General features: G+C 71.2%; 19 protein-coding genes. 10 read left to right on the top strand and 9 right to left on the bottom strand.

Translation table 11 applies throughout. The features are described 5' to 3' along the window. Positions 1-641: 641 nt before the first annotated feature. The 5 genes from ACIHCL_RS21255 to ACIHCL_RS21235 all read right to left on the bottom strand — a co-directional run bounded on the left by ACIHCL_RS21255 (position 642) and on the right by ACIHCL_RS21235 (position 7,613). Positions 642-1,619: a zinc-binding alcohol dehydrogenase family protein gene (locus ACIHCL_RS21255; RefSeq protein WP_399863936.1), complete on the bottom strand. Its 978-nt coding sequence runs from the start codon at positions 1,617-1,619 to the stop codon at positions 642-644. 360 nt (positions 1,620-1,979) lie between these two features. Continuing rightward, positions 1,980-2,807, bottom strand: coding sequence for an MIP/aquaporin family protein (locus ACIHCL_RS21250; protein ID WP_399863935.1), 828 nt, complete (start codon positions 2,805-2,807; stop codon positions 1,980-1,982). A 55-nt stretch (positions 2,808-2,862) separates the two neighbouring features. Beyond that, entirely contained in the window at positions 2,863-4,506 is a 1,644-nt protein-coding gene (locus tag ACIHCL_RS21245; RefSeq protein ID WP_399863933.1) for an MFS transporter, read from the bottom strand. A gap of 294 nt (positions 4,507-4,800) precedes the next feature. Continuing rightward, complete coding sequence (locus ACIHCL_RS21240) at positions 4,801-6,705, bottom strand: amidohydrolase (protein ID WP_399863932.1); 1,905 nt, start codon at positions 6,703-6,705, stop codon at positions 4,801-4,803. Positions 6,706-6,773: 68 nt separating this feature from the next. Beyond that, on the bottom strand, positions 6,774-7,613 hold the full coding sequence (locus ACIHCL_RS21235; RefSeq protein WP_399863930.1) for a M17 family peptidase N-terminal domain-containing protein: 840 nt from the start codon (positions 7,611-7,613) through the stop codon (positions 6,774-6,776). A 1,672-nt stretch (positions 7,614-9,285) separates the two neighbouring features. On the opposite strand from ACIHCL_RS21235, the gene ACIHCL_RS21230 reads away from it, so the two are divergent. Beyond that, the gene (locus ACIHCL_RS21230; RefSeq protein WP_399863929.1) at positions 9,286-9,444 is read left to right on the top strand and encodes a hypothetical protein; all 159 of its coding nucleotides are present in this window, start codon (positions 9,286-9,288) and stop codon (positions 9,442-9,444) included. 341 nt (positions 9,445-9,785) lie between these two features. Here the strand turns inward: ACIHCL_RS21230 and ACIHCL_RS21225 are convergent, their stop codons facing one another. Together ACIHCL_RS21225 and ACIHCL_RS21220 are read right to left on the bottom strand one after the other, a co-directional pair. Next, on the bottom strand, positions 9,786-10,202 hold the full coding sequence (locus ACIHCL_RS21225; protein ID WP_399863927.1) for an SsgA family sporulation/cell division regulator: 417 nt from the start codon (positions 10,200-10,202) through the stop codon (positions 9,786-9,788). Between the two features lie 70 nt (positions 10,203-10,272). Beyond that, positions 10,273-10,731 carry a hypothetical protein gene (locus ACIHCL_RS21220; RefSeq protein ID WP_399863925.1) on the bottom strand — a complete coding sequence of 153 codons (459 nt, stop codon included), beginning with the start codon at positions 10,729-10,731 and terminating at the stop codon, positions 10,273-10,275. A gap of 679 nt (positions 10,732-11,410) precedes the next feature. Here ACIHCL_RS21220 and ACIHCL_RS21215 point away from each other — a divergent pair. The 8 genes from ACIHCL_RS21215 to ACIHCL_RS21180 all read left to right on the top strand — a co-directional run bounded on the left by ACIHCL_RS21215 (position 11,411) and on the right by ACIHCL_RS21180 (position 19,258). Next, positions 11,411-12,124: an SDR family NAD(P)-dependent oxidoreductase gene (locus tag ACIHCL_RS21215; protein ID WP_399863924.1), complete on the top strand. Its 714-nt coding sequence runs from the start codon at positions 11,411-11,413 to the stop codon at positions 12,122-12,124. Positions 12,125-12,936: 812 nt separating this feature from the next. Further along, on the top strand, positions 12,937-13,809 hold the full coding sequence (locus tag ACIHCL_RS21210) for a HipA family kinase (RefSeq protein WP_399863922.1): 873 nt from the start codon (positions 12,937-12,939) through the stop codon (positions 13,807-13,809). Next, positions 13,806-14,189 (top strand): DUF3037 domain-containing protein, encoded by a 384-nt coding sequence (locus tag ACIHCL_RS21205; RefSeq protein WP_399863921.1) that lies wholly within the window; start codon positions 13,806-13,808, stop codon positions 14,187-14,189. Before ACIHCL_RS21210 ends, ACIHCL_RS21205 begins: the two co-directional genes overlap by 4 nt. Before the next feature lie 297 nt (positions 14,190-14,486). Beyond that, positions 14,487-15,248: a 3-oxoacyl-ACP reductase FabG gene (gene fabG / locus ACIHCL_RS21200; RefSeq protein ID WP_399863919.1), complete on the top strand. Its 762-nt coding sequence runs from the start codon at positions 14,487-14,489 to the stop codon at positions 15,246-15,248. Positions 15,249-15,267: 19 nt separating this feature from the next. After that, complete coding sequence (locus tag ACIHCL_RS21195; protein WP_399863917.1) at positions 15,268-16,023, top strand: SDR family oxidoreductase; 756 nt, start codon at positions 15,268-15,270, stop codon at positions 16,021-16,023. Between the two features lie 116 nt (positions 16,024-16,139). After that, positions 16,140-17,720: an ABC transporter substrate-binding protein gene (locus ACIHCL_RS21190; RefSeq protein ID WP_399863916.1), complete on the top strand. Its 1,581-nt coding sequence runs from the start codon at positions 16,140-16,142 to the stop codon at positions 17,718-17,720. An 88-nt stretch (positions 17,721-17,808) separates the two neighbouring features. Beyond that, a complete protein-coding gene (locus ACIHCL_RS21185; protein ID WP_399863914.1) occupies positions 17,809-18,492 on the top strand; it encodes a uracil-DNA glycosylase in 684 nt (227 codons plus the stop codon). Between the two features lie 280 nt (positions 18,493-18,772). Then, complete coding sequence (locus ACIHCL_RS21180; RefSeq protein WP_399863913.1) at positions 18,773-19,258, top strand: hypothetical protein; 486 nt, start codon at positions 18,773-18,775, stop codon at positions 19,256-19,258. A gap of 54 nt (positions 19,259-19,312) precedes the next feature. Here the strand turns inward: ACIHCL_RS21180 and ACIHCL_RS21175 are convergent, their stop codons facing one another. After that, positions 19,313-19,765: a hypothetical protein gene (locus ACIHCL_RS21175; RefSeq protein ID WP_399863912.1), complete on the bottom strand. Its 453-nt coding sequence runs from the start codon at positions 19,763-19,765 to the stop codon at positions 19,313-19,315. Positions 19,766-20,164: 399 nt separating this feature from the next. On the opposite strand from ACIHCL_RS21175, the gene ACIHCL_RS21170 reads away from it, so the two are divergent. Further along, positions 20,165-21,064 carry a Gfo/Idh/MocA family protein gene (locus ACIHCL_RS21170; protein WP_399863910.1) on the top strand — a complete coding sequence of 300 codons (900 nt, stop codon included), beginning with the start codon at positions 20,165-20,167 and terminating at the stop codon, positions 21,062-21,064. Positions 21,065-21,102: 38 nt separating this feature from the next. Here the strand turns inward: ACIHCL_RS21170 and lnt are convergent, their stop codons facing one another. Further along, complete coding sequence (gene lnt, locus ACIHCL_RS21165; protein ID WP_399863909.1) at positions 21,103-22,707, bottom strand: apolipoprotein N-acyltransferase; 1,605 nt, start codon at positions 22,705-22,707, stop codon at positions 21,103-21,105. Positions 22,708-22,794 lie beyond the last annotated feature (87 nt).

The following is a 22,794-nucleotide window of genomic DNA, read 5'->3' as shown; positions in this document are numbered from 1 at the left end:
GCGGCGCGGCACGAGGGGCACATCGCTCGGCTCAGGAGTTGTGGATCAACTCCGTGCGTACACCACGGAAAACGCGAGACGGGCCCGCGCCGAAGCGCGGGCCGGCCTCTTGCTCGGGGATGAAGTCGAGGGGGCCGTCAGTAGCGTCCGCCACGCCCGCGGTTACGGCCATGACGACGCCCGTGGTTACGGCCGTGGCCTCGTCCGCGTCCGCGGTCGCGTCCACCGTGGCCCCTGCCCCTGTGGTCGAAGATGCCCTGAATCTTCATCTTCGCCTCCTTCGTAGGATTTTAAGGGTGCCGCTCCTTGCTCCTTCAGCGGCACTACCGACACTACGACGACCCCCTGCGGTCAACAACTCGTGGGAGCCACAATCCGCATCGGGTTTCTTCTTTTTACATGGATAACGCGCGGTCATTTCCCGATTCCCGCTGCTGAAGGGGTCGATGACATTTTCGAAGAAGCCCGGAGGGATCGCGGCATCCGGGTGAATTGCCTTTTCTGGCGACGCGTCGGAAACGTGGCTTCGCCGCCCGTACGGCGATTCGGCGAACGGGCGGCGACGACGTCGCTGTGTTCCTATGTTTGTGTTCCTGTGTTCCTGGGCCGGCCGGGCAGGGAGACGTGATCCGTGCCCCTCCTCATGGGCACAGGACCACGCGGCCCCGAGCGCCCCGTGCGAGGGCGGCATAGGCGTCCTTTCCGTTCTCCAGTCCGTATCGGGCGGTGATGGGGAGCGGCCGGAATGCGCCGCGATCGAAGAACGGCCTGAGCAGGTCGAGGCGCTCACTGCTCCGGGTGACGTCGAGCCGCCGGCTGTCGCAGCCCAGGATCCGGGTCTCGTTGTGGTAGAGGCCGACCAGGTCGATCTCCACGGTCCGTGTGCCGACCGACGAGATCACCACCAGTCGGCCGCCGTGGGCCAGCGAGGCCAGCGCCGCCGGTGTGGTGACGCCTCCGACGGCGTCGTACACCACATCGGCGCCCCGGCCCGCCGTAAGCCGTCCGACCTGGGCTCCGACGTCCTGCGGTTCGCCGCCGAGGGCGACGAACCCGTCGATGACGGACGCGGCGGGCGAGTCGTCGGCGGGCCGGACCCGGTCGACGCCGATGACCCGGGCGCCGAGAGCGCGGCCGATCTGGGCCACGGCACCTCCGACCCCGCCCGAGACACCGAACACCGCGATGGACTCCCACGCGTTCAGCCGCGCGGCCTCGACGGCCCCGAGCCAGCCGACGACGAAGTTGACGCCCACGACCGATGCCTCCTCGAAACTCAGCCGTTCGGGTTTGCGTGCCAGGGCCGTCGTCGGAATCGCGAGCAACTCCGCGTGCGAGCCGTCGCGTGAGAATCCGATGTCCCCTCCCGTCCCCCAGACCTCCGCACCCCGCCAATCGGGTGGTCCGTCGACCACGACACCGGAGAAGTCGCGTCCGGGCGTGCGGGGAAGGGACGTTCCCTCCATCCGGCCGGCGACGTTCTTCAGGTCCGAGGGGTTCACCGAGGCGGCTTTGACGGCGATGACCGCTTCGCAGTGATGCCGCGCCACCGGGTCGGGACGGTCGGTGACATGCAGGACATCGGGGTCTCCGAAACGACTGAAACGCAGAGCACGCATCGTGAGCCTTTCCAGATGTTCACTCAAATGGCCAGTGAGGTGTGGTGTGCTGTAAAGCCGGAATGGATGTTTCCGTCCCATTCCTTGCGGATGTCGGTGCGAGAGCGGTGAAGGCGTGCCGATTTCTTCGAGCTTTTGATTCTTGTGGGCCTTTCCTTTTTCGGTCCTCATGCCCGAGCAACTCGATTCCTGTCGGGGCAGTGCCTATCCCTGTCTGATTTCGCTTCGCATAGGGAGGAGTGCCATCGGTCCATACCTGGCGACCGTGGGCACGGAGAAATTCCGGCCGCGGGAAATCCATGCAACGGCCGGCCCGTCGCTGCCCGTACCAACTCGTATGCGCCGGGCGTCGTCGTACCGTCACGGCGGAAGCGGGGTGCCGTCCGCCCGGGTGCCGCACAGCCGGTGGGTGAGCACGGTCCGGCGGGCGTGCAGGCGGTCCAGGACGAACGCCGCGATCACCGCGCCCACCATGGGTGCCACCAGGTACACCCACAGGAAGGCGAGCTCGCCCGAGACCACCGCCGGGCCGAACTGCCGGGCCGGGTTGACACTGCCCCCGGTGCTGGTCCCGAGCAGGGCGATGGCCGCACCGATCAGGAATCCGACGAGCCATGGAACGGCGGGTGCCAGACGGCGGTTCTGCAGGAAGTAACCGACCAGGTACACGATGACGCCCATGCCGGCCGCCTCGGCCGCGAACAGCCAGCCGTCCGTCCAGCCGGAGGCGGGCCGCAGCGCGGCGTAGACGACCGGGGACCGCGCGACCACCGGACCCCAGACGGCCCGGGCCGCGAGCACGCCCAGGACCGACCCGGCGAGCTGCGCCAGGACGTACGGCACCACGGACACGCCGGGGAAGACGCCGAAGCGCCACATGGCGAGGGAGATCGCCGGATTGATGTGCCCGCCGGAAAGCCGTCCTGGCCGGCTGAGGATCAGCCCGGCGAGGAGCAGTCCGACGGCCGCACCGACGACCAGCAACTTGAGGTGGATCCCGGGAACCGCGTCGGAGAGGGCGGACGGGCCCAGGACCCAGCGCACGATCGTGGTGACGCCGAAGAGCAGGACGAGGGTCAGGAGGAACTCGAGAGCGCTGCGCACCGCGATGGCCGACGGCGTCGCGGTGCGGTTTCCGGGAGCGGCGGGGGGAGCCGGTGCGTTGGACGGAGCGGGTTCGGAGGTCATGGCCGCGAGCACCTCTGGACGTGGTCGGGTCGGGGTGGCGGGGGCGGCATACGCGTCAGGGAGGGGAAGACCGTCGGGCGGGCAGGTAGTGGGTGACCCGGAAGGGGTGGTCGGGGTCCACCAGGGCCCGTGCGCGTTCCTCGGTCTCCCGGTCGAAGCCGGTCAGCCGGCCGCTGTGCTGGCGCAGGTGTTCCTTCCAGGAGGCCACCACGAAGACCTCCAGATAGGTGTCGGGATCGGTGCCGTCCCGGTAGAGGTCCCAGCTCACCGCGCCGGTGCGCAGCCGTGAGCGGCCTTCGGCCCGCATGGCCGCGATGAAGCGGTCGGCGTTGTGCGCGCGTACGACGTACTCGATGGTCACGAGGACCTGTTCGTCGTCCTCCGAGGGTTCCAGCACCATGGTCGGGGCCGCCCAGTGCATCGACACCGACCGGTCCAGAGGCGTGTCGGGCACGGCGAGCATCAGCCCGGCCAGCGACGCGGCCGCGAGGACGGCGGCGGCCACCAGCAGCGTCGGCACCAGGCCGATTCCGTCGGCGACCTTGCCCCAGACGGCGGCGCCGATCGCCATGCCGCCCTGGAAGATGGTGAGGTAGAAGGCCAGGGACCGGGCCCGCACCCAGCCGGGCGACGTCACCTGCATCTGGGCGTTGAGCATGGACAGCACGCCCACCCAGGCGATCCCGGAGAACAAGAGCACCACGCCGACGAGCCAGGAGACGCGCACCACCGCCAGCAGCGCCAGGGTGACCGCGAAGAGGATCCCACCGGCCGCCAGCGCGGTGTTGCTCGACCAGCGTTTGCGTACCTGTGGCAGGAGGGCGGCCCCGCCGACCGCGCCCACGCCGACCGCACCGAGGAGGACGCCGTAGCCCCCGGCACCCATGCCCAGTTGCTTCCGGGCGACGACGGGCAGCAGGGCCCACAGCGCGGCGGCGCAGGGAACGAACAGCAGCGACCGGCCGAGCACCCGGCGCACCCGGGGCGCGTTCCGTACGTAGCGGTTGCCGGCTCTCAGGGCCGGGAGGATCCGTTCGGCCCCCATCGGGTCGGGTCGGGCCTGGCGGTGCCAGGTGGCGAGCGCGCCCAGGGTGACGAGGAACGACGCCGCGTTGACCGCGAAGACCGTGGCGGTGCCGGCCAGTGCGACCACCACGCCGCCCACGGCGGGGCCGATGGCCCGGGCGAGGTTCATGTTCACGCCGCCGAGGGCGGCGGCCGCGGGAATCTGTTCCCGCGGCACCAGTTCGGGCTGGATGGCCTGCCACGCCGGGTTCATCAGGGCGGTGCCGCAGCCGAGGACGAAGGTCAGGGTCAGGACTCCGTAGGCGTCCATCCGTCCCAGCGCGGTCAGCGCGGCGAGCAGCCCGGCGGCCGTGAACATCAGGACCTGCGCGGCGAGCAGCAGCTTGCGGCGGTCGACGATGTCCGCCAGGGCACCGGCCGGGATGCCGAGCAGGAGAACGGGCAGGCTGGCCGCCGTCTGGACCAGAGCGATCAGCCCGGCCGAGCCCGACTCCTGGGTGATCAGCCACTGCGCACCGACCGTCTGCATCCAGCCGCCGACGTTGGAGACGAACTGCGCGATCCACAGCGTCCGGAACACGCGCAGTCGCAGCGGCTGCCACGTCGACACATCGGAGTACGGAACCGGCGGTTGGGCACCGGTCGTCGTTCCCCCGCCCACAGGAGGTGTCATCCGTTGTCGCTCCCTGCATGGTGAGGGGGAATGATTCCGGACGCACGGGCCCGGTGGCCTTCTTCGGGGCCGGGCCCGGGCCCGGGCCCGGACCCGGACCCGGGGCCGTGTCCGGCTCAGTGCCCGGACAGCATGGCGCGGGCGTAGGCCACCCCCACTCCGTACGCGCCGGCGGTTGCCGGTTCGGCCTTCACGTTCTCGGTGTTCACCACGATGCTGAACCTTTCGACCGGCGGTGAGGGGGTCTGCCGCGGCGCTGAGGACCTGAGGCCGTCGGGCGGGAGGGCCCGCCGGTCACAGGACGAAGCAAGCGTCGAAGATCTCGGTGGGGTGGGCGCCGTCCTGGGCGAAGCCCCGGGTGATCCGCCACTGCCGGTGCTCCTCCGATTCGGCCGCGGCCTCGACCAGCGCCTGCGCCTGACGCACCCCGGAGGGCGGGGTGGGGGCCGCCGTCCGGTGGTAGCCGCCGTAGTGGGCGACCGGACTCCAGGACGGCTCCACCTCTGGCAGCGGTGCGGCGAGACCCTCGAACTCCCCGGCGGCGTGGACGACGCGGCCGCCGACGATGGTCAGCAGGGACTCGATGTGAGAGATGTCCTCCTCGGGCACCGAGAAGAAGTCCTCGGAGAGCACCGCCAGATCGGCGTAGCAGCCCTCCTTGAGGATCCCCTTGACGTCGCCCTCACCGGTGAGTTCGGCACCGGCCACGGTGTACATGCGCAGCGCGGTGGCCCGGTCGACCCGGTTCTCCGGGGACGCCAGCAGCCGCCCGCCGATGCTGCGTCCGCGGACCAGCCACTCCAGGGACAGCCAGGGGTTGTAGCTGGAGACCCGGGTGGCGTCGGTGCCGGCGGCGACCGTCAGGCCGGAGTCGAGCATCCGGCGGATCGGCGGAGCGTCGGCGGCGCGCGCTGCTCCGTAGCGTTCGGTGAACGCGCTTCCCTGGAACATCATGCGGTTCTGGATGGACAGGGCGCCGCCCATCTTCGCGATCCGGTCGAGGCCGGCTTCGGACACGGTCTCGGCATGGTCGAAGAACCACGGCACACCACGGGGGAATCCGCCGTCCGCCGCGATCTTCGCGAAGACGTCGAGGTTGGCACGGATCGTCTCGTCGTAGGTGGCGTGCAGCCGGAAGCCCCAGCCGTTGTCGAGCAACAGGCGTACCGCCGCCTCGAGTTCGCGGTCCGCCTGCTCGGGGCGCGTCGGTCGGGGCTCGGTGAAGTTCTCGTAGTCGGCGGGCGACCAGGCGAGGTTCTCGCCCGCGCCGTTCAGCCGCAGCCACGCGTCGCCGTCCCCGGGCCGCACCATACCGATCCACCGTCGCAGATCGTCGAGTTCCTGCCCCGCGGTCTGCGGGAAGAGGTGGTAGGCGATGCGCATGGTCAGCAGGCCCTGCTCGGCCAGCTTCATCACGGCCCCGTAGTTCTCGGGGAAGTTCTGGAAACCGCCGCCGGCGTCGATGGCGCTGGTCAGACCGAACCGGTTCAGTTCGTGCAGGAAATGCCGGGTGGAACCGAGCTGTTCCTCGTCCGACAGCTTCGGCCCCTTGCCGAGCGTGGCGTACAGCAGCCCGGCGGCGGGGGCGGCCAGGAGCATGCCCGTGGGCTCGCCCGAGTGGTCGCGGACGATCTGGCCCCCGGGAGGCGCCACGCTGTCCTTGGTGAAACCGACCGCCTTCACCGCGGCGTGGTTGAGGATGGCCGACTGGTACAGGTGCAGCACGAACACGGGGGTGTCGGGGGCGGCGGCGTTCAGCTCCGACACGGTGGGCAGCCGTCGCTCGGCGAACTGCTCGCCGGTCCAGCCGCCCACCACCCGTACCCACTGGCCCCTGGGGGTGCGCGCCGCCTGCTCGCGGAGCATCCACAAGCCGGTCCGCAGCGAGGGGACGCCGTCCCAGCGCAGCTCCAGCAGGTAGTTCAGACCACCGCGGATCACATGCAGATGGGAGTCGTTGAGTCCGGGGATGATCCGGCGGTTGAGGGCGTCGACCACCCGGGTCCGCGGTCCCACGAAGGGGGCGACGTCCGAGTCGTCCCCCCGGGCGGTGATGCGGCCGCCGCGGATGGCGAGCGCCGATACGGCGGGACGTGCGCGGTCCCCGGTGTACACACGGCCATTGCGGACGACGAGGTCGGCCGGCTCCCGCGCGTCGGGGACGGGGGAGACACCGTCCACCGGCATGACGTTGATCATGTGAACGCTCCATGGCTCCTGGCCGGGAGGTCTGCTCCTGCCCGGCGGCCGGTCGGTACTCGGCTGGGTCAGACACGGCACGTGCCGGCCTGCGGGCCGGTCCTGCCGAAGGGCCGGTCGCTGCGGCGGTTCACTTCAGCGGTGGCCGCCTTCACGGCGGGGCCGATCTTCGACGAGACGTCGGCGAAGTAGGAGGCACCGGCCTCGTAGTACCAGTGCTTCAGCGCGAAACAGGAGTCCAGGCCCTGCTGTTGCAGCCGCAGCTCGGTGTCGTAGCCGCGGATCGCGCCCGCCATGACCCTGGCGCCCACCTGCCCGGTGTCCAGGGTGTCGAAGCTCTGGTCGCGCAGGGTGGGGGCGAACGCCACCGTGGCGGCGCGGAGCCGGACCGCCTCACGGGCGGCGACCGCGCCCACCTGGTCCATCAGGTCCAGCGACGCCTTGCCGGAGTCGCCGAGGCCGATGATGAGCAGCCGCCGGGCGGCGATCGAACCCGGGGGCGGGCTGATCACCAGTGTCTCCAGGGCGTTGGCCCGGAACTGTCCGCTGTCGCGCACCTTGGTGACGAAGCCGCCGAGGCGGCGGTCCAGGTCGACCATAGACCCGGCGAACCGCTGGTTCGACGCCTTGTCGAAGAGGGTGACGACCTGTAGGTCGGCAGCCTCCTCGGAGGGGCCGATCTCCTTGACCGTGACGGGGAGACGGTGCGCCGCCGTGAAGGTCCTCTGCGGCGGCGGGGATGCCTGGCCCGTGGGCGGTTCCGTCGTGGCCTGCCGACTGGTACCGGGTGCCGCCGGAGCAGCCGGCGCGTCGGGGGTGTCGGGCGCGGAAGAAGAGCACCCCGCGGTGACAAGGGCGAGGCAGGCGGCTATCAGTATCGCGCGGCACCGTTCGAGCGGGTAGTCCATGGGATCTCCGACTGAGTCCGGGAGAGGCCGAAGCCGGGGTCTGAGAGAGGCCGAAGCCAGGTTCGAGAGAGGCCGAAGCCAGGTCTGAGAGAGACCCGGGCCACGAAGACGGGCGTGGTTCGTCCCCGTTCGGAGGCTAGTGACGCCCTCCTGCGGCGGCATCTCGATCTCGCCCGGCCCTCGGTCGAGCGAACCCGTCTCCGGGCTTCTGCCCGTACCTGGGCGGCGGGGGCGCGGCCCCGGTGTTGGGCCGGGGGCCGTGCGGGGCGGTCCCGTGCGCGGTGGTGGCCCCGTCGCGGCGTGCGGGAAGACGGTCGCGGGCGGGGGGACGCGCCGACGACGGCTTCGCCCGGCCCGTGGCGCGGGGCGGGTGCGGCGCGGGGTGCGGATGGGCCGTGCGGGCAGGGCCGGTCAGGTGAGAGCCCCGGGTGCCGGGAGAGGCCCGCGCCGTCGCCGGACCGTACGGCGGCGCGTCCGCCGTTCAACGGGGCACGCCCGCCGGGCCACGCGGTGAACGGGTGGGGCAGGGGCCACGGGAGCGGTCGCCCATGCGGTCAAGTCCGGGGCGACGAGGCCCGGTCGGGTGACGGATGTGCCGGGATCACCAACAGGCGTACGGGTGACGGCACTCGACCGGGTGATTGCGGAACTCCGGGCGCGTCGGCGCTCTCGCACACGCGGAGAGCCCGCCGTACCCCGTGGAACGTGCGACGCCGCGCCGTCGACGGATGCGAGAACGCCCCGTGCTCCACGTGTGCGCCGTGGGTCCGATTCCATGCCGCCGGCTGTCGGGAACCGCGGCCTTCGGGGAGACCGGTCCTGCACAATCACTCAATTGGTTACCGGGATAATCAAGTTAATCGTGCTCTCCTATGACGTGGCTGATCACTCCCGTTCACGGCCAGTCATGCGAGCGGATCCGGTCCGCAGGAGTCCCGCATGTCAGCGGCCAGTCGCCCCGATGCCCTCGTCACCCACGCGGAAGTCCTGCCGAATGTACGCTCGCGACCGCCATACCCGCTGCCGCAGATCCCATCTGAGACGTCTCAAGGCCGTCATCGCCGTGCTCATGGGAATCCCCGTGCTGCTGTGCGCCGTCCTGCTCACCCTGCACCGGAGCGGCTTTGTGACGGTGCGGAGCGACGGAATCACCCTGAACAGGCTGACGACCCACCCGAGGGAGACCGCACACCCGGCGCACCGGCCCCACCCCGACGGCCCGGCGGGGCCGGTGCTCGACCCGGGGGAGATGCCGCGTGCCGTCGATCTCATCGAACCGATGGCCCATGCCGGAGCCGCGAGCATCGAACAAGCCGCACCCTCCGGTCCGTCCGGCCCCTCGGATCCTCGGGGGCCGGAAGGTTTCCAGGATGCGCGAGGACCTGTGGGGCCGGAGGGGCCCGACGGTCCGGCGGGGCCTGCGGGACTCGCGGAACCGTTGGGCGAGCCGGCCGCGAAGGGCCCGCGCGGCGAGGTCGGGCGGGACGGAGCGGACGGCAAGGGCGGCGAACCGGGCCTCACCGGCCCCGCCGGCGAAACGGGGCCGTCCGGCCCGCCGGGGTCGGAGGGCCCCTCGGGACCGCCCGGCCCCAGTGGCCCGCCGGGTCCCACCACCCCTCCGTTTCCGCCCAACCCGTATTGGCCGCACGGCTCGTGGCCCGAGGCGCCGCCCATGGGAGCGTCGCGCCCGGGCGACTACTATGGTCGGCAGGACAACGTCGGCCTGTTCGCGATCGTCGCGGTCGCGTTCCTGTCGGGCGGACTCGCGACGTACACGCTCCGCAGGCTCTTCGACTCCTTGCACAGATGCGAGAAGGCCCCGCACCACTGACGCGCTGTACGCGGCGGGGGACCGGGAACCGGAGGGGCCGCGCCGCTCACGACTGCGGTCTCCCCCCGTCCGTTCCGCCGCCGCGTGCGGTGCGTTCTTCGCGGCGGAGGGAGGGAACTCACACGTCCTGACCGGCATCGCCGGAGCGCTGATCGTCGTCGGCGCATGGCCGTCCGTGCCGCGCACCCCGGTCTCCCGCGACCCACTCGTTGCAGCTTCACCCGACTGGTGCACCGGGCGGTGTACCCGCCCTTCCGGTTCGCGGTGGATGGCTGCCGCTCGGATCCGTCTCCACCCGAGTGCCGGGTGGGGTGCCGGTCGGGGGCGTCGGGAGGTGCGTGTCAGCCCGTACCGTGCAGCAGGCGCGACAATGCGGCGTCCACGTCGAGGCCGTCCGTCTCCCGTCCGGCCGGGACCAGCCGGTAGGTGTGGGTGAGCCAGTCCGTCACCGCGCGGAGCGGGGCGGCGAGCCGGGCCCGGCCCGCCGGGGAGGAAAGGGCGAGGTTGAGCACCATGTGGTGTCCGGTGCCGCTCGGCCACAGACGTATGTCCCCGTCACCGGTCGGCCGCAGGACGCTGTCGGCCAGGAGGTCGCGGGCGAAGGTCCATGTCACCGGCTCTTCGGAACCGGTGTGGAAGGCGAAGGTGACGGCGTACGGATCGTCGGATCCGTAACACAGACGAGCGGGCACCGCGACGCGCTCGTGAGGGGCGAGCACGAGCTCCATGTCGAGTGACGTGTCCAAGTGGTAGGCCATGGCTTGATCAGCTCCTGGGCACCGGACGGGCGGCTGCACCGCCGTGCGGCGGTGCAGCCCGTGCCCGGGATCAGCGGAAGACGTGGTGGCCGAAGCCGTTCGGGAGGCTGGTCACCACGATCCACGTGCCGTGGACCGAGTGGTAGAAACGGTGGCCGTCGTAGCGGTAGTGGTGGCCGTGGTCGTAGCTGTACCAGCTGCTGCCGGTGCGGTACCAGGTGCGGTAGCCGTCCCAGCGGTGGTCGCGGTCCAAGCGGTGGTCGTTGCGGTCCCAGCGGTGGTCACGGTCGCCGCGGTAGTCGTGGCCGCGGTGGTCGTTGCGGTCCCGGCGGTGGTCGCGGTCGCCGCGGTGGTCGTCCCACTGGCCGCGGTGGCCGGTGCTCACGGAGTGAGTGGCGTTCGCCGCTCGCTCGGCTGCGGGACGCGGCGCCGCCGAGGCTGCGCCCGTGCTTGCCAGCAGCGCACCGCCGGCAATGGCAGCGGCGACGGCCGTGGCGGCGATCCGCCGTCCGATCATGCGGTTCGACATTGCATTGCTCCTTGCTTCTTCCGTGGCCGCTGGGTCGGCGGTCACGGAACTCATGCCGGGTTGTCCGGGTATATCCGAGACCCTATGCGAGCTCTGGTTGAATATTGAACTTCTTGTTCGTGAGGTATTTCACCTGATCGACAAGGCCGGGCGGGGAACAAACGGAAGGCGTCGAAGGGCGGGGGCGGCCCTTGGAGCAGGTGCCGCGAGGCGGTGGTGGCCGGGGTGTCGGTGATCGCGACCCGCCCGCTCCCGTTGCGGCGCGCGTGGGCGCGCAGAGGGGCGCGCCGCCGGTTCGGCCGGGCCCGGGGGCCTGCGGGGCCGCCCAGGGGAATGCGCGTCTCGGCCGCGCGCGGCTGCGGTGTTCGCGTTCGGGGGCTCGCCCGTCCGGCTGGGCCGTCCGGGCGGCGATCGGAAGCCTGCCGCAGCCGTCCCGCTGGAGAAGATCCCAGGCACCCGCAGCGATCGCGGGGCAGGGGGCGAGGCTCCCCCGGGACACGGAAGGCCGTGGCCGGCCGGGCGAGCATCGTCGCCGACGGCGGGTCACCAGGGGACGGGACCGGTCATCCCGCACCGGAGTGCTCCGGGCGAGGGAACTGCGCACTCTGCGGAGTGGTCGCCACCTGCCGCCGGTCAAGTCGCACATGCCGATGAGAGGAATGCGGGCGATGATCCGCTCATGAACACGTTGCAGAGGGTCGCGATCATCACCGGCGCCTCCCAAGGGATCGGAGCCGCGCTCGTCACGGCCTACCGCGAGCTCGGCTACGCAGTCGTCGCGACGTCCCGCTCCATCGGTGAATCCGGCGATCCCGGTGTGCTGACCGTCCGGGGCGATGTGGCCGTGCCGGGCATGGGAGCCCGTATCGTCGACGCAGCTCTCGCCCGGTTCGGCCGGATCGACACCCTGGTCAACAACGCCGGGGTCTTCGTCGCCAAACCGTTCACCGACTACACCGACGAGGACTACGACCTCGTCGCCGGGGTGAACCTGCGCGGCTTCTTCGAAGTCTCCCGCAGCGCCATCGCGGCGATGCTCTCCCGGGCCGGCGGCGGCCATCTGGTGAACGTATCCACGAGCCTGGTCGACCACGCCAGGTCGGAGTCGCCCTCGGCACTCGCGTCGCTGACCAAAGGCGGCCTGAACGCGGTCACCAAAGCACTGGCGATCGAGTACGCGGCCCATGGCATCCGGGTCAACACCGTCGCGCTCGGCGTCATCAGTACCCCGATGCACCCGCCGGAGACGCACGAGGCCCTTGCCGAGCTCCAGCCGCTCGGCCGGATGGGGGAGACCGACGACGTCGTCCAAGCGATCCTCTACCTCGAGAACGCCTCGTTCGTCACCGGGGAGATCCTGCACGTCGACGGTGGTCAGGCCGCCGGGCACTGAACTACCGGCGTTGCCGGCGGTGGTGACCCGACGGCGGTGATCCGGGAGGGCAGTCGGATGGCGCCGGTGTCGTGCGCGAGATCCTTCGGCTGCGGGCGGTCGCGGCGTCGGTGGCGGGCCGGACTCGCGGGGATGCCGCGGCAGCGTTCCGGCTCACGCACAAGGCCGTGGACGGCTGATGGGCGAGGTGGTTGGCCGGCGGGCGGGCGCGAGACGTGGGAAGCGTCACGCCGAAGGGTTCCCCCGGTCGTGGCCGAGCCTCCGCGGAAGGGCCGGAGCGGGCAGCCCGCGGAGGAAGGTCTCCCTTCTGCGCTCATCACGCGATTCGGTAACGCCGTGGCCGTGGCCGTGGCCGTGAACACGTGGAACGCGCACAGACCGGAAACCGGCTCCGTCAGAAGCCGATGCCGTCCCGCCACGTGCCAAGGGGGCGGGGCCCTGGGCCATCGACGGTGGCGCCGAAGGACGGCTTCCCTGTGCCGCGGCACACCTGCGCCCCGGTCATGCCGGAGGCGGGGGAGTCCGTCGTGACCTCGGTGCGGTGGCTCGGGCCCTCCTCGCCGTCGATCACCCTCGGTTACTATGCTCACTTCACGCCGGAGGCCGGAAGCAAGGGGCGAACGGTCATTGACGGACGGGACAGCCCTTAGCCGGGGAGGCAGGGGAATCCGAATGCCGTTCGAAACTCCCCAGATTCTCCCAGGGCCGTTGGCGGGGTTCTCCCCAGGGCCGTTGGCGGGCGATTCCTGCTGCTGCGTCTCTCCGAGTGCGTTCGTGGATTGCAAGGCTGAAGAGATGGGCTGCCTGGGAACATGCTGAAAGAAGTCACCGCGACTCGCTATGTCACCCCCTTGCGGGAGGGTGGATCACTACCGGGGATCGTCGAGGCCGACGATCTCGGCACGTACGTCATGAAGTTCACCGGCGCCGGACAGGGCCGCAAGACACTGGTCGCGGAGGTCATCTGCGGCCGGCTCGGTCAGCGGCTCGGACTGCGCGTCCCCGAACTCGTGCGGATCCAGCTCGACCCCGTCATCGGGCTCGCCGAACCCGACCAGGAGGTGCAGGAGCTCCTGAAGGCCAGCGGCGGACTCAACCTCGGGATGGACTTCCTGCCCGGATCCATCGGATTCGACGCGCTCGCCTACCAGGTGGACTCCCAGGAAGCCGGACGAGTGGTCTGGTTCGACGCGCTGATCAACAACGTCGACCGGTCCTGGCGCAATCCGAACATGCTGATCTGGCACGGCGACCTGTGGCTCATCGACCACGGCGCCACCATGATCTGGCACCACAACTGGCCCGGCGCCCAGACGTCCGCCGCCAAGCCGTACGACGCCTCGGACCACGCGCTCGCCCCGTTCGCCCCCGACATCGCCGCGGCGGCCGCCGAACTCGCGCCGCTGGTCACCGAGCAACTGCTCACCGAGATCACGGCCGATGTCCCCGACGAGTGGCTGGTGGACGAGCCGGGGTTCGACTCCACCGACGAGCTGCGCCGCGCCTACGTGGCGGCGCTGCTCCCGCGCGCCGCCACCATTCACGAGCGGATCGCGATGGGTGCGCCCACAGCCCCCAGGCCGTCGCAGGCGCCCGGCTGGCTGACCGAGCGTGCCCCGTGGCCGCACCCCACCGGGAAGAACGGCGACGGAACCGAGACGAACGACGAGGACGGCCACCGGTGAGCGAGCGCGATGTCTTCGAGTACGCCCTGCTGCGCGTGGTGCCGCGGGTACAGCGTGGCGAGTGCTTCAACGCCGGCGTGGTCGTCTACTGCCGTGCACGTGGTTTCGTCGCCGCCCGCACCCACCTGGACGAGGCCAAGTTGAGGGTGCTGGACCCCGCTGCCGACGTGGTCGGGACGCGGGCCGCGCTGCACGCCGTCGAGGGCGTCTGCCAGGGCGGCACGTACGCCGGCCAGGCCGCCGGTGACGACCCGGGGCGGCGCTTCCGCTGGCTGATCGCGCCGCGCTCCACCGTGGTCCAGCCGGGGCCGGTGCACAGCGGACTCACCGTCGATCCGGAGGCCGAGGTGGAGCGGCTGTTCCAACTGCTGGTGCGCTGACCGCCGTTTTGCGCCGCCGCCTGTACTGCCGTCCGGACCCCCACCGAGCCCGGCGCGAGCCGTCCAGGGACCGGCGTTCGAGACAGCTCCGCGCCACTGCGCCGTGCCGCCGGGGGCATGTGACATGCGCCCCTGCGGCCGTGTGCCGTTGACACCGGGTGCCAGGGCTTCTAGCGTCTCGTCTGCTGAAGGTACTAAGCGGTCGCTCAGCCAGTGGGGTCCGGTGCGGTACGAGGTTCCGCGCCGGACCGCCCCCATGTTCGCTGAGCGGCGATCCAAGGGCGAGGAGAACCAAGCATGTCCACCACCGAGCAGCGTGTCGCCATCGTGACCGGAGCGGCGCGGGGCATCGGCGCCGCCACCGCGGTACGCCTGGCGGCCGAGGGCCGGGCTGTCGCCGTACTCGACCTGGACGAGGCGGCCTGCAAGGACACGGTCGACGAGATCACCGCCGCCGGGGGCACCGCGCTCGCCGTCGGCTGCGATGTGTCGGACGCCGCCCAGGTCGAAGCCGCGGTCGCGCGCGTCGCCGCCGAACTGGGGGCTCCGACGATCCTCGTCAACAACGCGGGCGTGCTCCGCGACAACCTGCTCTTCAAGATGTCCGAGTCCGACTGGGACATCGTGATGAACGTGCACCTGAAGGGCGCGTTCCTGATGGCCAAGGCCGTTCAGAAGCACATGGTGGACGCCGAGTTCGGCCGGATCGTCTCACTGTCCTCCTCCTCCGCCCTCGGCAACCGTGGCCAGGCCAACTACTCGGCCGTCAAGGCCGGACTGCAGGGCCTCACCAAGACGCTCGCCAAGGAACTCGGCAAGTTCGGCATCACCGCCAACGCCGTCGCCCCCGGTTTCATCGTCACCGAGATGACCGCGCAGACCGCGGCCCGGATCGGCATGGGCTTCGAGGAGTTCCAGGCCGCCGCCGCCGGCCAGATCCCGGTCCAGCGCGTCGGGCGTCCCGAGGACGTCGCGCGGGCCATCGCCTTCTTCGCGGGTGACGACGCCGGCTTCGTCTCCGGTCAGGTCCTGTACGTCGCCGGCGGACCGCTCAACTGACACGGGGGAGGAGGAGAACATGGCTGTGCGGGACAGTGGGAAGGTCGCGCTCATCACGGGCGCGAGCCGAGGCATCGGATACGGCATCGCCGAGGCGTTCGTGGCCCGTGGGGACCGGGTGTGCATCACCGGGCGCGGCGAGGACGCACTGAAGGAGGCCGTGGAGCGGCTCGGCGCGGACCGGGCGATCGCGATGCCGGGCAAGGCGCACGACGAGGCGCACCGGGCCGCGGCCGTTGAACGCACGATGGAGGCGTTCGGCCGGATCGACTTCCTGGTCAACAACGCCGGCACCAACCCGGTGTTCGGCCCCATCGCGGACCTCGACCTCGACGTCGCCCGCAAGGTCTTCGAGACGAACGTGGTCTCGGCGCTCGGCTTCGCCCAGCAGACCTGGAAGGCGTGGCAGAAGGAGAACGGCGGGGCGATCGTGAACATCGCCTCGATCGCCGGGGTGTCCGCGTCGCCGTTCATCGGCGCATACGGAATGAGCAAGGCTGCCATGGTCAATCTGACCCTCCAGATGGCGCACGAGTTCGCCCCTGCCGTCCGGGTGAACGCGATCGCGCCCGCGGTCGTGAAGACGAAGTTCGCACAGGCGCTGTACGAGGGCCGGGAGGCCGAGGCGGCGGCGTCCTATCCGCTCGGGCGTCTCGGGGTACCCGAGGACATCGGCGGTGCCGCCGCATTTCTCACGTCGAGTCAGGCCGACTGGATCACGGGACAGACTCTGGTGGTCGACGGCGGGTTGTTCCTGAATGCCGGTGTGGGCTGAGACGGCCTGAGCGGATATCGCCCGTTTGAATCAAGTGCCCTGTCGGACCTGTGAATTCACCCGACAGGGCACTGCGGTAGGGTCTGCCGTCCCATGGCTGATCGAGGAGCGTTCACGTGTTCTACCGGGCCAGTCTGCAGGCCGCTGCAGTCCTTGTCTCCCTGTCCCTGCTGGCAGGCTGCGGACTTCTTGCCGACAGCGGATCGAAAGTGGAGCAGAAGATAGTCGTCGGTACGACCAGTGAACCCTCCACACTCGATCCTGCGGCGGCGTGGGACAACTCCTGGGAACTGATGCGGAATGTCTTCCAGACCCTGGTGAGTTTCCCCACCGGAAGCACCCGGCCCGTGCCGGACGCCGCGAAGTCGTGCCGGTTTACCGACAGCAGTAGCACGGCCTACCGCTGCGAACTGCGCAAAGGGCTGAAGTTCTCCAACGGTGACGCTCTCGATGCCGAGGCCGTGAAGTACTCCATCGACCGGATTTCGGCCATCAAGGTCAAGGGAGGGCCCGTCGGCATGCTCGGTTCCCTCGACCGGATCGAGACCAAGGGGGACGACACCGTCGTCTTCCACCTCGCCAAGCCGGACGCGACCTTCCCGTTCATCCTCGCCACGCCCGCGATGTCGTTGGTGGCGCCGAGCGAGTACTCGAAGTACAAGATCCGCGACGACGGCAAGGTGATCGGTTCCGGCCCCTACCTGCTGGACTCGTACAAGCCGGGGAAACGTGCCGAGCTGGTCAAGAACCCGGACTACAGAGGGTTCGCCGACCGGAAGAACGACGCCGTGACCATCCGCTACTTCACGGCGTCCGCCCCCGTGGTCGCGGCGCTGAAGAAGAACGAGATCGACGCGATCTACCGCGGTCTGACCGCCGACGACGTCGTCGACCTGGAGGCGCGCAGGGGCCGGAAGGACGAACTGAAGATCGTCGAGACGGTCGGCGCGGACATCCGGTTCCTGGTCTTCAACCCCGAGGATCCGGCCGCCGGAAATGTGGCCGTGCGGCGTGCCATCGCCCAGCTCGTCGATCGCGACGCCCTCGTGGCCAAGGTCTACCGGGGCACCGCCGAGCCCCTGTACTCCATGGTCCCCAAGGGCATCGCCGGACACACCACCAGCTTCTTCGACGCCTATGGGGACCCGGACCCGGCCAAGGCCAAGCGGATCCTGGAGCGCGCGGGCATCACCGAGCCGGTCGCGCTGACACTCTGGTACACCACCGACCGCTACGGCTCCTCCACGGCCGCGGAGTTCACGGAACTGAAGCGACAGCTGGAGACCTCCGGGCTGTTCAGGATCACCTTGAAGAGCAAGCCCTGGAAAGAGTTCCAGGAGGGCTTCACCAAGGGTGAGTACCCCGCCTTCGGCCGCGGCTGGTTCCCGGACTTCCCGGATCCGGACAACTTCATCGCTCCCTTCGTGGGCGAGGACAGCGTCACCGGGACGCCGTACATGAAGAGCGAGATCACCGGCCGGCTGCTGCCCCAGACCCGCAAGCAGAGCGACCGCGGCGCGGTGAGCAAGCAGTTCGAACGGGCTCAGCAGATCCTGGTGGAGGACGTCCGGCTGCTGCCGCTGTGGCAGGGCAAGTTGTACGTGGCATCGGGCGATGACATCGGCGGCGGCGAGCGCGTCCTCGACCCGCAGGTGGTCATGCAGATGTGGGAGTTCTACCGCAAGGCGAGCTGGTAGCCCGGCTCGGGGGCTCGCCCGGCCCGTTGTCAGTGCCCCCCGGTAGGTTCTCGGATGGAGAACGTATTACTTACCGGAGGTTGTTGACATGACCGACACCGACCTGCTGCCCGAGTCCTGGCGCGGCGTCCTCGGCGAGGAGCTGGAGAAGCCGTACTTCAAGGAGCTCACCGAGTTCGTCGAGGAGGAGCGGGCCAAGGGGCCGGTCTACCCGCCGCGTGACCAGGTGTTCGCCGCCCTGGAAGCCACGCCGTACGAGAAGGTGAAGGTTCTGGTCCTCGGCCAGGACCCGTACCACGGCGAGGGACAGGGACATGGTCTGTGCTTCTCCGTGCGGCCGGGAGTGAAGACGCCGCCCTCCCTGCGGAACATCTACAAGGAGATGAAGGAGGAGCTCGGCCTGCCGATCCCGGACAACGGGTATCTGATGCCGTGGGCCGAGCAGGGGGTGCTCCTGCTCAACGCGGTGCTGACGGTGCGCGCGGGCGAGGCCAACTCGCACAAGGGCAAGGGCTGGGAGAAGTTCACCGACGCGGTGATCCGCGCCGTCGTCTCGCGCCCCGACCCGGCGGTCTTCGTGCTGTGGGGCAACTACGCCCAGAAGAAGCTGACGTTGATCGACGAGACCCGTCACGTGGTGGTGAAGGGTGCCCACCCGTCGCCCCTCTCGGCCAAGAAGTTCTTCGGCTCCCGTCCCTTCACCCAGATCAACGAGGCGATCGCGGCGCAGGGGCACGAGGCCATCGACTGGCGCATCCCCGACCTCGGCTGAGTTCCCTGCTCCCGCCCGGGCCGGAGACGGCCGTCCGGTGGACGGGCCGCCGGTGCCCGGCCGTCCCGGAGCCCGTACGCAGTTCGGCGGGGGCGCCCCCCGCGCCCCCGGACGACCCGCCCGGTTCGGCCCCGGAGGGAGCCGGTCCTCGGCAGCGCGGCGGAGGGCCGGGGGCGCACGCGCCGCACGCCGCGCGCGCTGATCCACGGAGATCCGCGAAGATCCGCCGGACAGGCCCTAGCGTCGACGGGGAACGGGTGGACCGGACAAGGAGGCCGCGGTGACCGAGCAGCGGGAGGCGTCGTCGGACGCCGTCATGACCAGGATCGGCCAGGCGATCATGCTGCTGCACGCCGGTGACCGGGAGGAGGCCCGCAACCGCTTCGGCACCCTCTGGTCGGAGATCGGCGAGGGCGGCGACGCGCTGCACCGCTGCACGCTCGCCCACTACATGGCCGACACCCAGGACGATCCCGGCGACGAGCTGGCCTGGGATCTCAGGGCCCTGACCGCGGCCGACAGCCTGACCGGCGAACGCATGGCACAGCACTCCGACGCCCTCGCGGTGCGGGTCCTGTACCCGTCGCTCCACCTCAATCTCGCGGCGGACTATGTGAAGCTCCAGCGGCCCGACGAGGCCCGCACCCATCTGGACCGGGCGCGCGCCGCCTCCGGGGTGCTCGCGGAGGACGGCGCGGACGACGGGTACGGGGGAGGGATCCGTGCGGCGATCGCGCGGCTGGAGCTGAGACTGCGCGAGCTGTGAGCGGGTGGCCCGTCCGGACCGGAGGGGCCACCCGCTCCTCGTTCCCCGTCGAGGTCAGCGGCCGTAGGTCTGGTCGCAGATGCGGGACTGCGGGCTGCCCGCCGGCCAGTGCCCGTACCCCCGACCCAGCGCGCAGACGTCCCGTCCGGTGACGGGCGCCGGCAGGGCCGGTACGGGCGCGGTCACGACGGGCGGGGCCTGCCGCGGGCGAGGAAGCACCGTGCCGGAGTGCTGGTGCCGCCGGGGAGGGCGAGGCACGGCCCGGCGGGTGTCCGGCGGCGAGCCGTGCGCGGGGGCGGACGACGCGGCCGGCGGATCCGCGCCCGGCACGACGTCCAGGCTGTCGTGGACCGGTGGCCGCGCGATCTGGGGCGCCAGGTCCGGCGTGGGCCTGCTGTGCCCGGGCCGGGTCGGGACGTCCGGCTGCGGCGTCACGGACACGCAGCCGGACAGGGTCGCGACCGCCACACCGGCCAGGAGCTTCACGATGGTTCTGGTTCGTTGCACCCGGTCAACTCTGCTGTGCCGACCCGGTGCCGAGTGAGCCCGGAAGCCGGGATTGGCCCGCACGAGTGACTCCGGTCGGCGCAACGACCGGGCACGCACCGGGAAGTCACCCGGTCGGGTCCCGCCCCGTCCGGCGCGTCATGGGGCGGGGGTGCGCGACGCCCCGATGACCGCCGCCTCCCGTGCTCCCGCGCGCACCTTGGACGGCACGGCCGACCGGCGGCCGCCACGGCGCACGTATGCTGCCCGGACGAAGCACGCGCGCCACCGACCGCGGCGGATACCGGCCCGGCGGACGGGGCGTGACGGGCCGTCCGGTCCGCCACGGCCACCGGGTCCGCCGGATTCACCGGGTGCACTCCGCGCGGGTCGGTGCCGGACACTGAGAGGAAGTCCCCCGTGAAGGTCGGATGCATCGGGCTCGGCGACATCGCGCAGAAGGCGTACCTGCCGGTTCTGACCGCTCTTCCGGGAATCGAACTGCACTTGCAGACCCGCACTCCGGCCACCCTGGCCGCGGTCGCCGAGGCCCATCGGATCCCGGAACGGCAGTGCCACACGGACCTCGGTCCGCTACTGGCCCAGGGGCTCGACGCGGCGTTCGTGCACGCGCCCACCGCCGCCCACCCGGAGATCGCCGCCCGCCTGCTGGAGGCGGGCGTCGCCACGTATGTCGACAAGCCGCTGGCGTACGAACTCGCCGATTCCGAAAGGCTGGTGAGCCTCGCCGAGGAGCGCGGGACGAGCCTCGCCGTCGGCTTCAACCGCCGGGTCGCACCCGGTTACGCGCAATGCGCCGAGCACCCGCGCGAACTGATCCTCATGCAGAAGAACCGGGTCGGCCTGCCCGAGGACCCGCGCACCATGGTGCTCGACGACTTCATCCACGTCGTCGACACCCTGCGCTTCCTGGCGCCGGGAACGATCGACCACACCGTCGCGCACGCCCGGATCGTGGACGGCCTGATGCACCATGTCGTGCTGCACCTGTCCGGCGAGGGGTTCACCGCCGTCGGCACGATGAACCGGCTCAGCGGCTCGGCCGAGGAACGCCTGGAGGTCTCGGGCCGGGACGCCAAGCGGGAGGTCCTCAACCTCGCGGAGGTGATCGACCACAAGGGGCAGCCGAGCGTGCGGCGGCGGGGCGACTGGGTCCCCGTGGCCCGGCAGCGCGGCATCGAGCAGTGCGTGCTGGCGTTCCTGGACGCCGTGCGGTCCGGGACGGTGCTCAGCGCCCGGGACGCCCTGCTGACGCACGAGCTGTGCGAGCGGGTCCTGCGCGACCTCGGCTGCGCCTGACGGGCCGGGCCCGGCGGAGCGTCCCCCCACCTCCCCGGCTACGGCCCGGACTCCGGAGCCACCGCGGACGCGCCGCCCCGCCCGTCCCGGTCGCGCCGTCGCACGGCCCGCACGCCCTCGTACGCGCAGAACAGGGCCGACACCACCGCGGCCCCCGCCACCGGCCAGTCGCCCCACCGCAGGTAGAGGGTGCTACCGGAGGCCAGCGGCACGTCGAACACCGCGGCCCCGCTGGTGCCCGTACCCAGCGGCGCACCGATCCGTTCGCCTGCCGGGCCGTACGCCGTGCTGACGCCGGTGAGCGTCGCGTGCACCACCGGGCGGCCGGTCTCGGCGGCCCGCAGCGCCCCCAGCGAGGCGTGCTGTTCCGGCGCCCAGCTGTGCTGGAACGTCGAGGTCGACGACTGGACGACCAGCAGCTGCGCACCGTCCCGGGCCAGTCGTCGGCTCATGTCGGGGAAGGCGGACTCGAAGCAGATCAGCGGCCCGAACCGCAGCCCCTTCCCGCCGACCGCGCCGGGCAGCCGCATCGTCACGGGCCGGGTGCCCCGCAGCCGGTCCTCTCCCGCCGCCCGTCCCACGGACGTGACCCAGCCGAGCAGCGAGCGCGCCGGGACGTACTCGCCGAACGGCACCAGCCGCATCTTGTCGTAACGCCCCCCGGTCAGCCCGTCCGGCCCCACCAGCATCGCGGACTTGAAGATCCCGCTGCGACCCGATCCGTCGTTCTGGCGGGCGTCCGCGTTGATCAGGACATCCGCGCCCACCCGGCGCGACAGCGCCGCGATCCGAGTGGTGACGTCCGGATGCCGCGCCGGATCCACACCGACGCTGCTCTCGCCCCACACCACCAGGTCGAGACCGCGTGCCGCCAGCGATCCGGTCAGCCGTTCACCGGCCGCGAGCCGCCGCTCGACGCTGTGCGGGCCCGCGATCACACCCGGCTGCACCACGGCGACCCTCGCCACGCCCGACCGCTCGGGCCGCGGCGCCCACCTCGACGCCGCCCCCGTCGACAGGACGCACACCACGAGGGCGACGACCCCGGCCGCCCGCACGGTGCCGGCCGCGAACAGCAGCACAACGGCCGTGTTCACCGCGACCACCAGCAGGCTCACCAGCCACACGCCGCCGACCGAGGCCAGACGGAGCGCCGGAGCCACCTCCCACTGGCTCGCCCCGAGCAGCCCCCAGGGGCCCCCGAGCCCCTGCCAGGAGCGGACCGTCTCGATCAGCAGCCAGCCGCACGGCACCACGACGACCGCCGCCGCGCCGGCCGCGGCGGACACCGCCCCGTGCAGCAGCCGGTGGACCAGCAGGCCCCAGGGTGCCCACAGCAGCCCGAGCAGAGCCGCCAGGAGCACGAGGAACACATGCAGGCTCGGCAACAGCCAGTGGTGGACGGCGAGCAGGAACCCCGCGCCGCCGAGCCAGCCGTCGAGCGCGGCCCGGCGCGCGGTGCGGGCCGTCCGGATCAGCGACAGCCACGGCACCAGCGCCACGTAGGCGAACCACCAGAGCGAAGGAGCGGGGAACGCGAGCGCGGGCAGCGCGCCGGCGAGCAGCGCCAGGCACCCGCGCCACGGACCGGACCGCGGCACCGCGCGCCCGTACCGTTCGTGCCGACCGGCCGGACTCCGCATCCCGCGCCTCCTCAGTCCCGCCCGATCAGCAGTGTCGCCCCGGCGCCCCCGTTCCGCAGTTCTTCCCCGGCGCCGGAGCGACGAAGC

Origin of the sequence: Streptomyces sp. NPDC052042 (assembly GCF_044548345.1) — a bacterium.
Taxonomy (GTDB): Bacteria; Actinomycetota; Actinomycetes; order Streptomycetales; family Streptomycetaceae; genus Streptomyces.
Note: the sequence above shows the minus strand (reverse complement) of the source record. Positions and strands in the feature narration are given on the sequence as shown.

Excerpts from the sequence above, each read along its gene's own strand:
- ACIHCL_RS21225 (WP_399863927.1), bottom strand. The coding sequence starts at position 10,202 with ATGGCCTACCACTTGGACACGTCACTCGACATGGAGCTCGTGCTCGCC.
- ACIHCL_RS21195 (WP_399863917.1), top strand. The coding sequence starts at position 15,268 with ATGGCTGTGCGGGACAGTGGGAAGGTCGCGCTCATCACGGGCGCGAGC.
- ACIHCL_RS21220 (WP_399863925.1), bottom strand. The coding sequence starts at position 10,731 with ATGTCGAACCGCATGATCGGACGGCGGATCGCCGCCACGGCCGTCGCC.
- fabG (WP_399863919.1), top strand. The coding sequence starts at position 14,487 with ATGTCCACCACCGAGCAGCGTGTCGCCATCGTGACCGGAGCGGCGCGG.
- ACIHCL_RS21245 (WP_399863933.1), bottom strand. The coding sequence starts at position 4,506 with ATGACACCTCCTGTGGGCGGGGGAACGACGACCGGTGCCCAACCGCCG.
- lnt (WP_399863909.1), bottom strand. The coding sequence starts at position 22,707 with ATGCGGAGTCCGGCCGGTCGGCACGAACGGTACGGGCGCGCGGTGCCG.
- ACIHCL_RS21235 (WP_399863930.1), bottom strand. The coding sequence starts at position 7,613 with ATGGACTACCCGCTCGAACGGTGCCGCGCGATACTGATAGCCGCCTGC.
- ACIHCL_RS21255 (WP_399863936.1), bottom strand. The coding sequence starts at position 1,619 with ATGCGTGCTCTGCGTTTCAGTCGTTTCGGAGACCCCGATGTCCTGCAT.
- ACIHCL_RS21215 (WP_399863924.1), top strand. The coding sequence starts at position 11,411 with ATGAACACGTTGCAGAGGGTCGCGATCATCACCGGCGCCTCCCAAGGG.
- ACIHCL_RS21230 (WP_399863929.1), top strand. The coding sequence starts at position 9,286 with ATGGGAGCGTCGCGCCCGGGCGACTACTATGGTCGGCAGGACAACGTC.
- ACIHCL_RS21185 (WP_399863914.1), top strand. The coding sequence starts at position 17,809 with ATGACCGACACCGACCTGCTGCCCGAGTCCTGGCGCGGCGTCCTCGGC.
- ACIHCL_RS21210 (WP_399863922.1), top strand. The coding sequence starts at position 12,937 with ATGCTGAAAGAAGTCACCGCGACTCGCTATGTCACCCCCTTGCGGGAG.
- ACIHCL_RS21240 (WP_399863932.1), bottom strand. The coding sequence starts at position 6,705 with ATGATCAACGTCATGCCGGTGGACGGTGTCTCCCCCGTCCCCGACGCG.
- ACIHCL_RS21250 (WP_399863935.1), bottom strand. The coding sequence starts at position 2,807 with ATGACCTCCGAACCCGCTCCGTCCAACGCACCGGCTCCCCCCGCCGCT.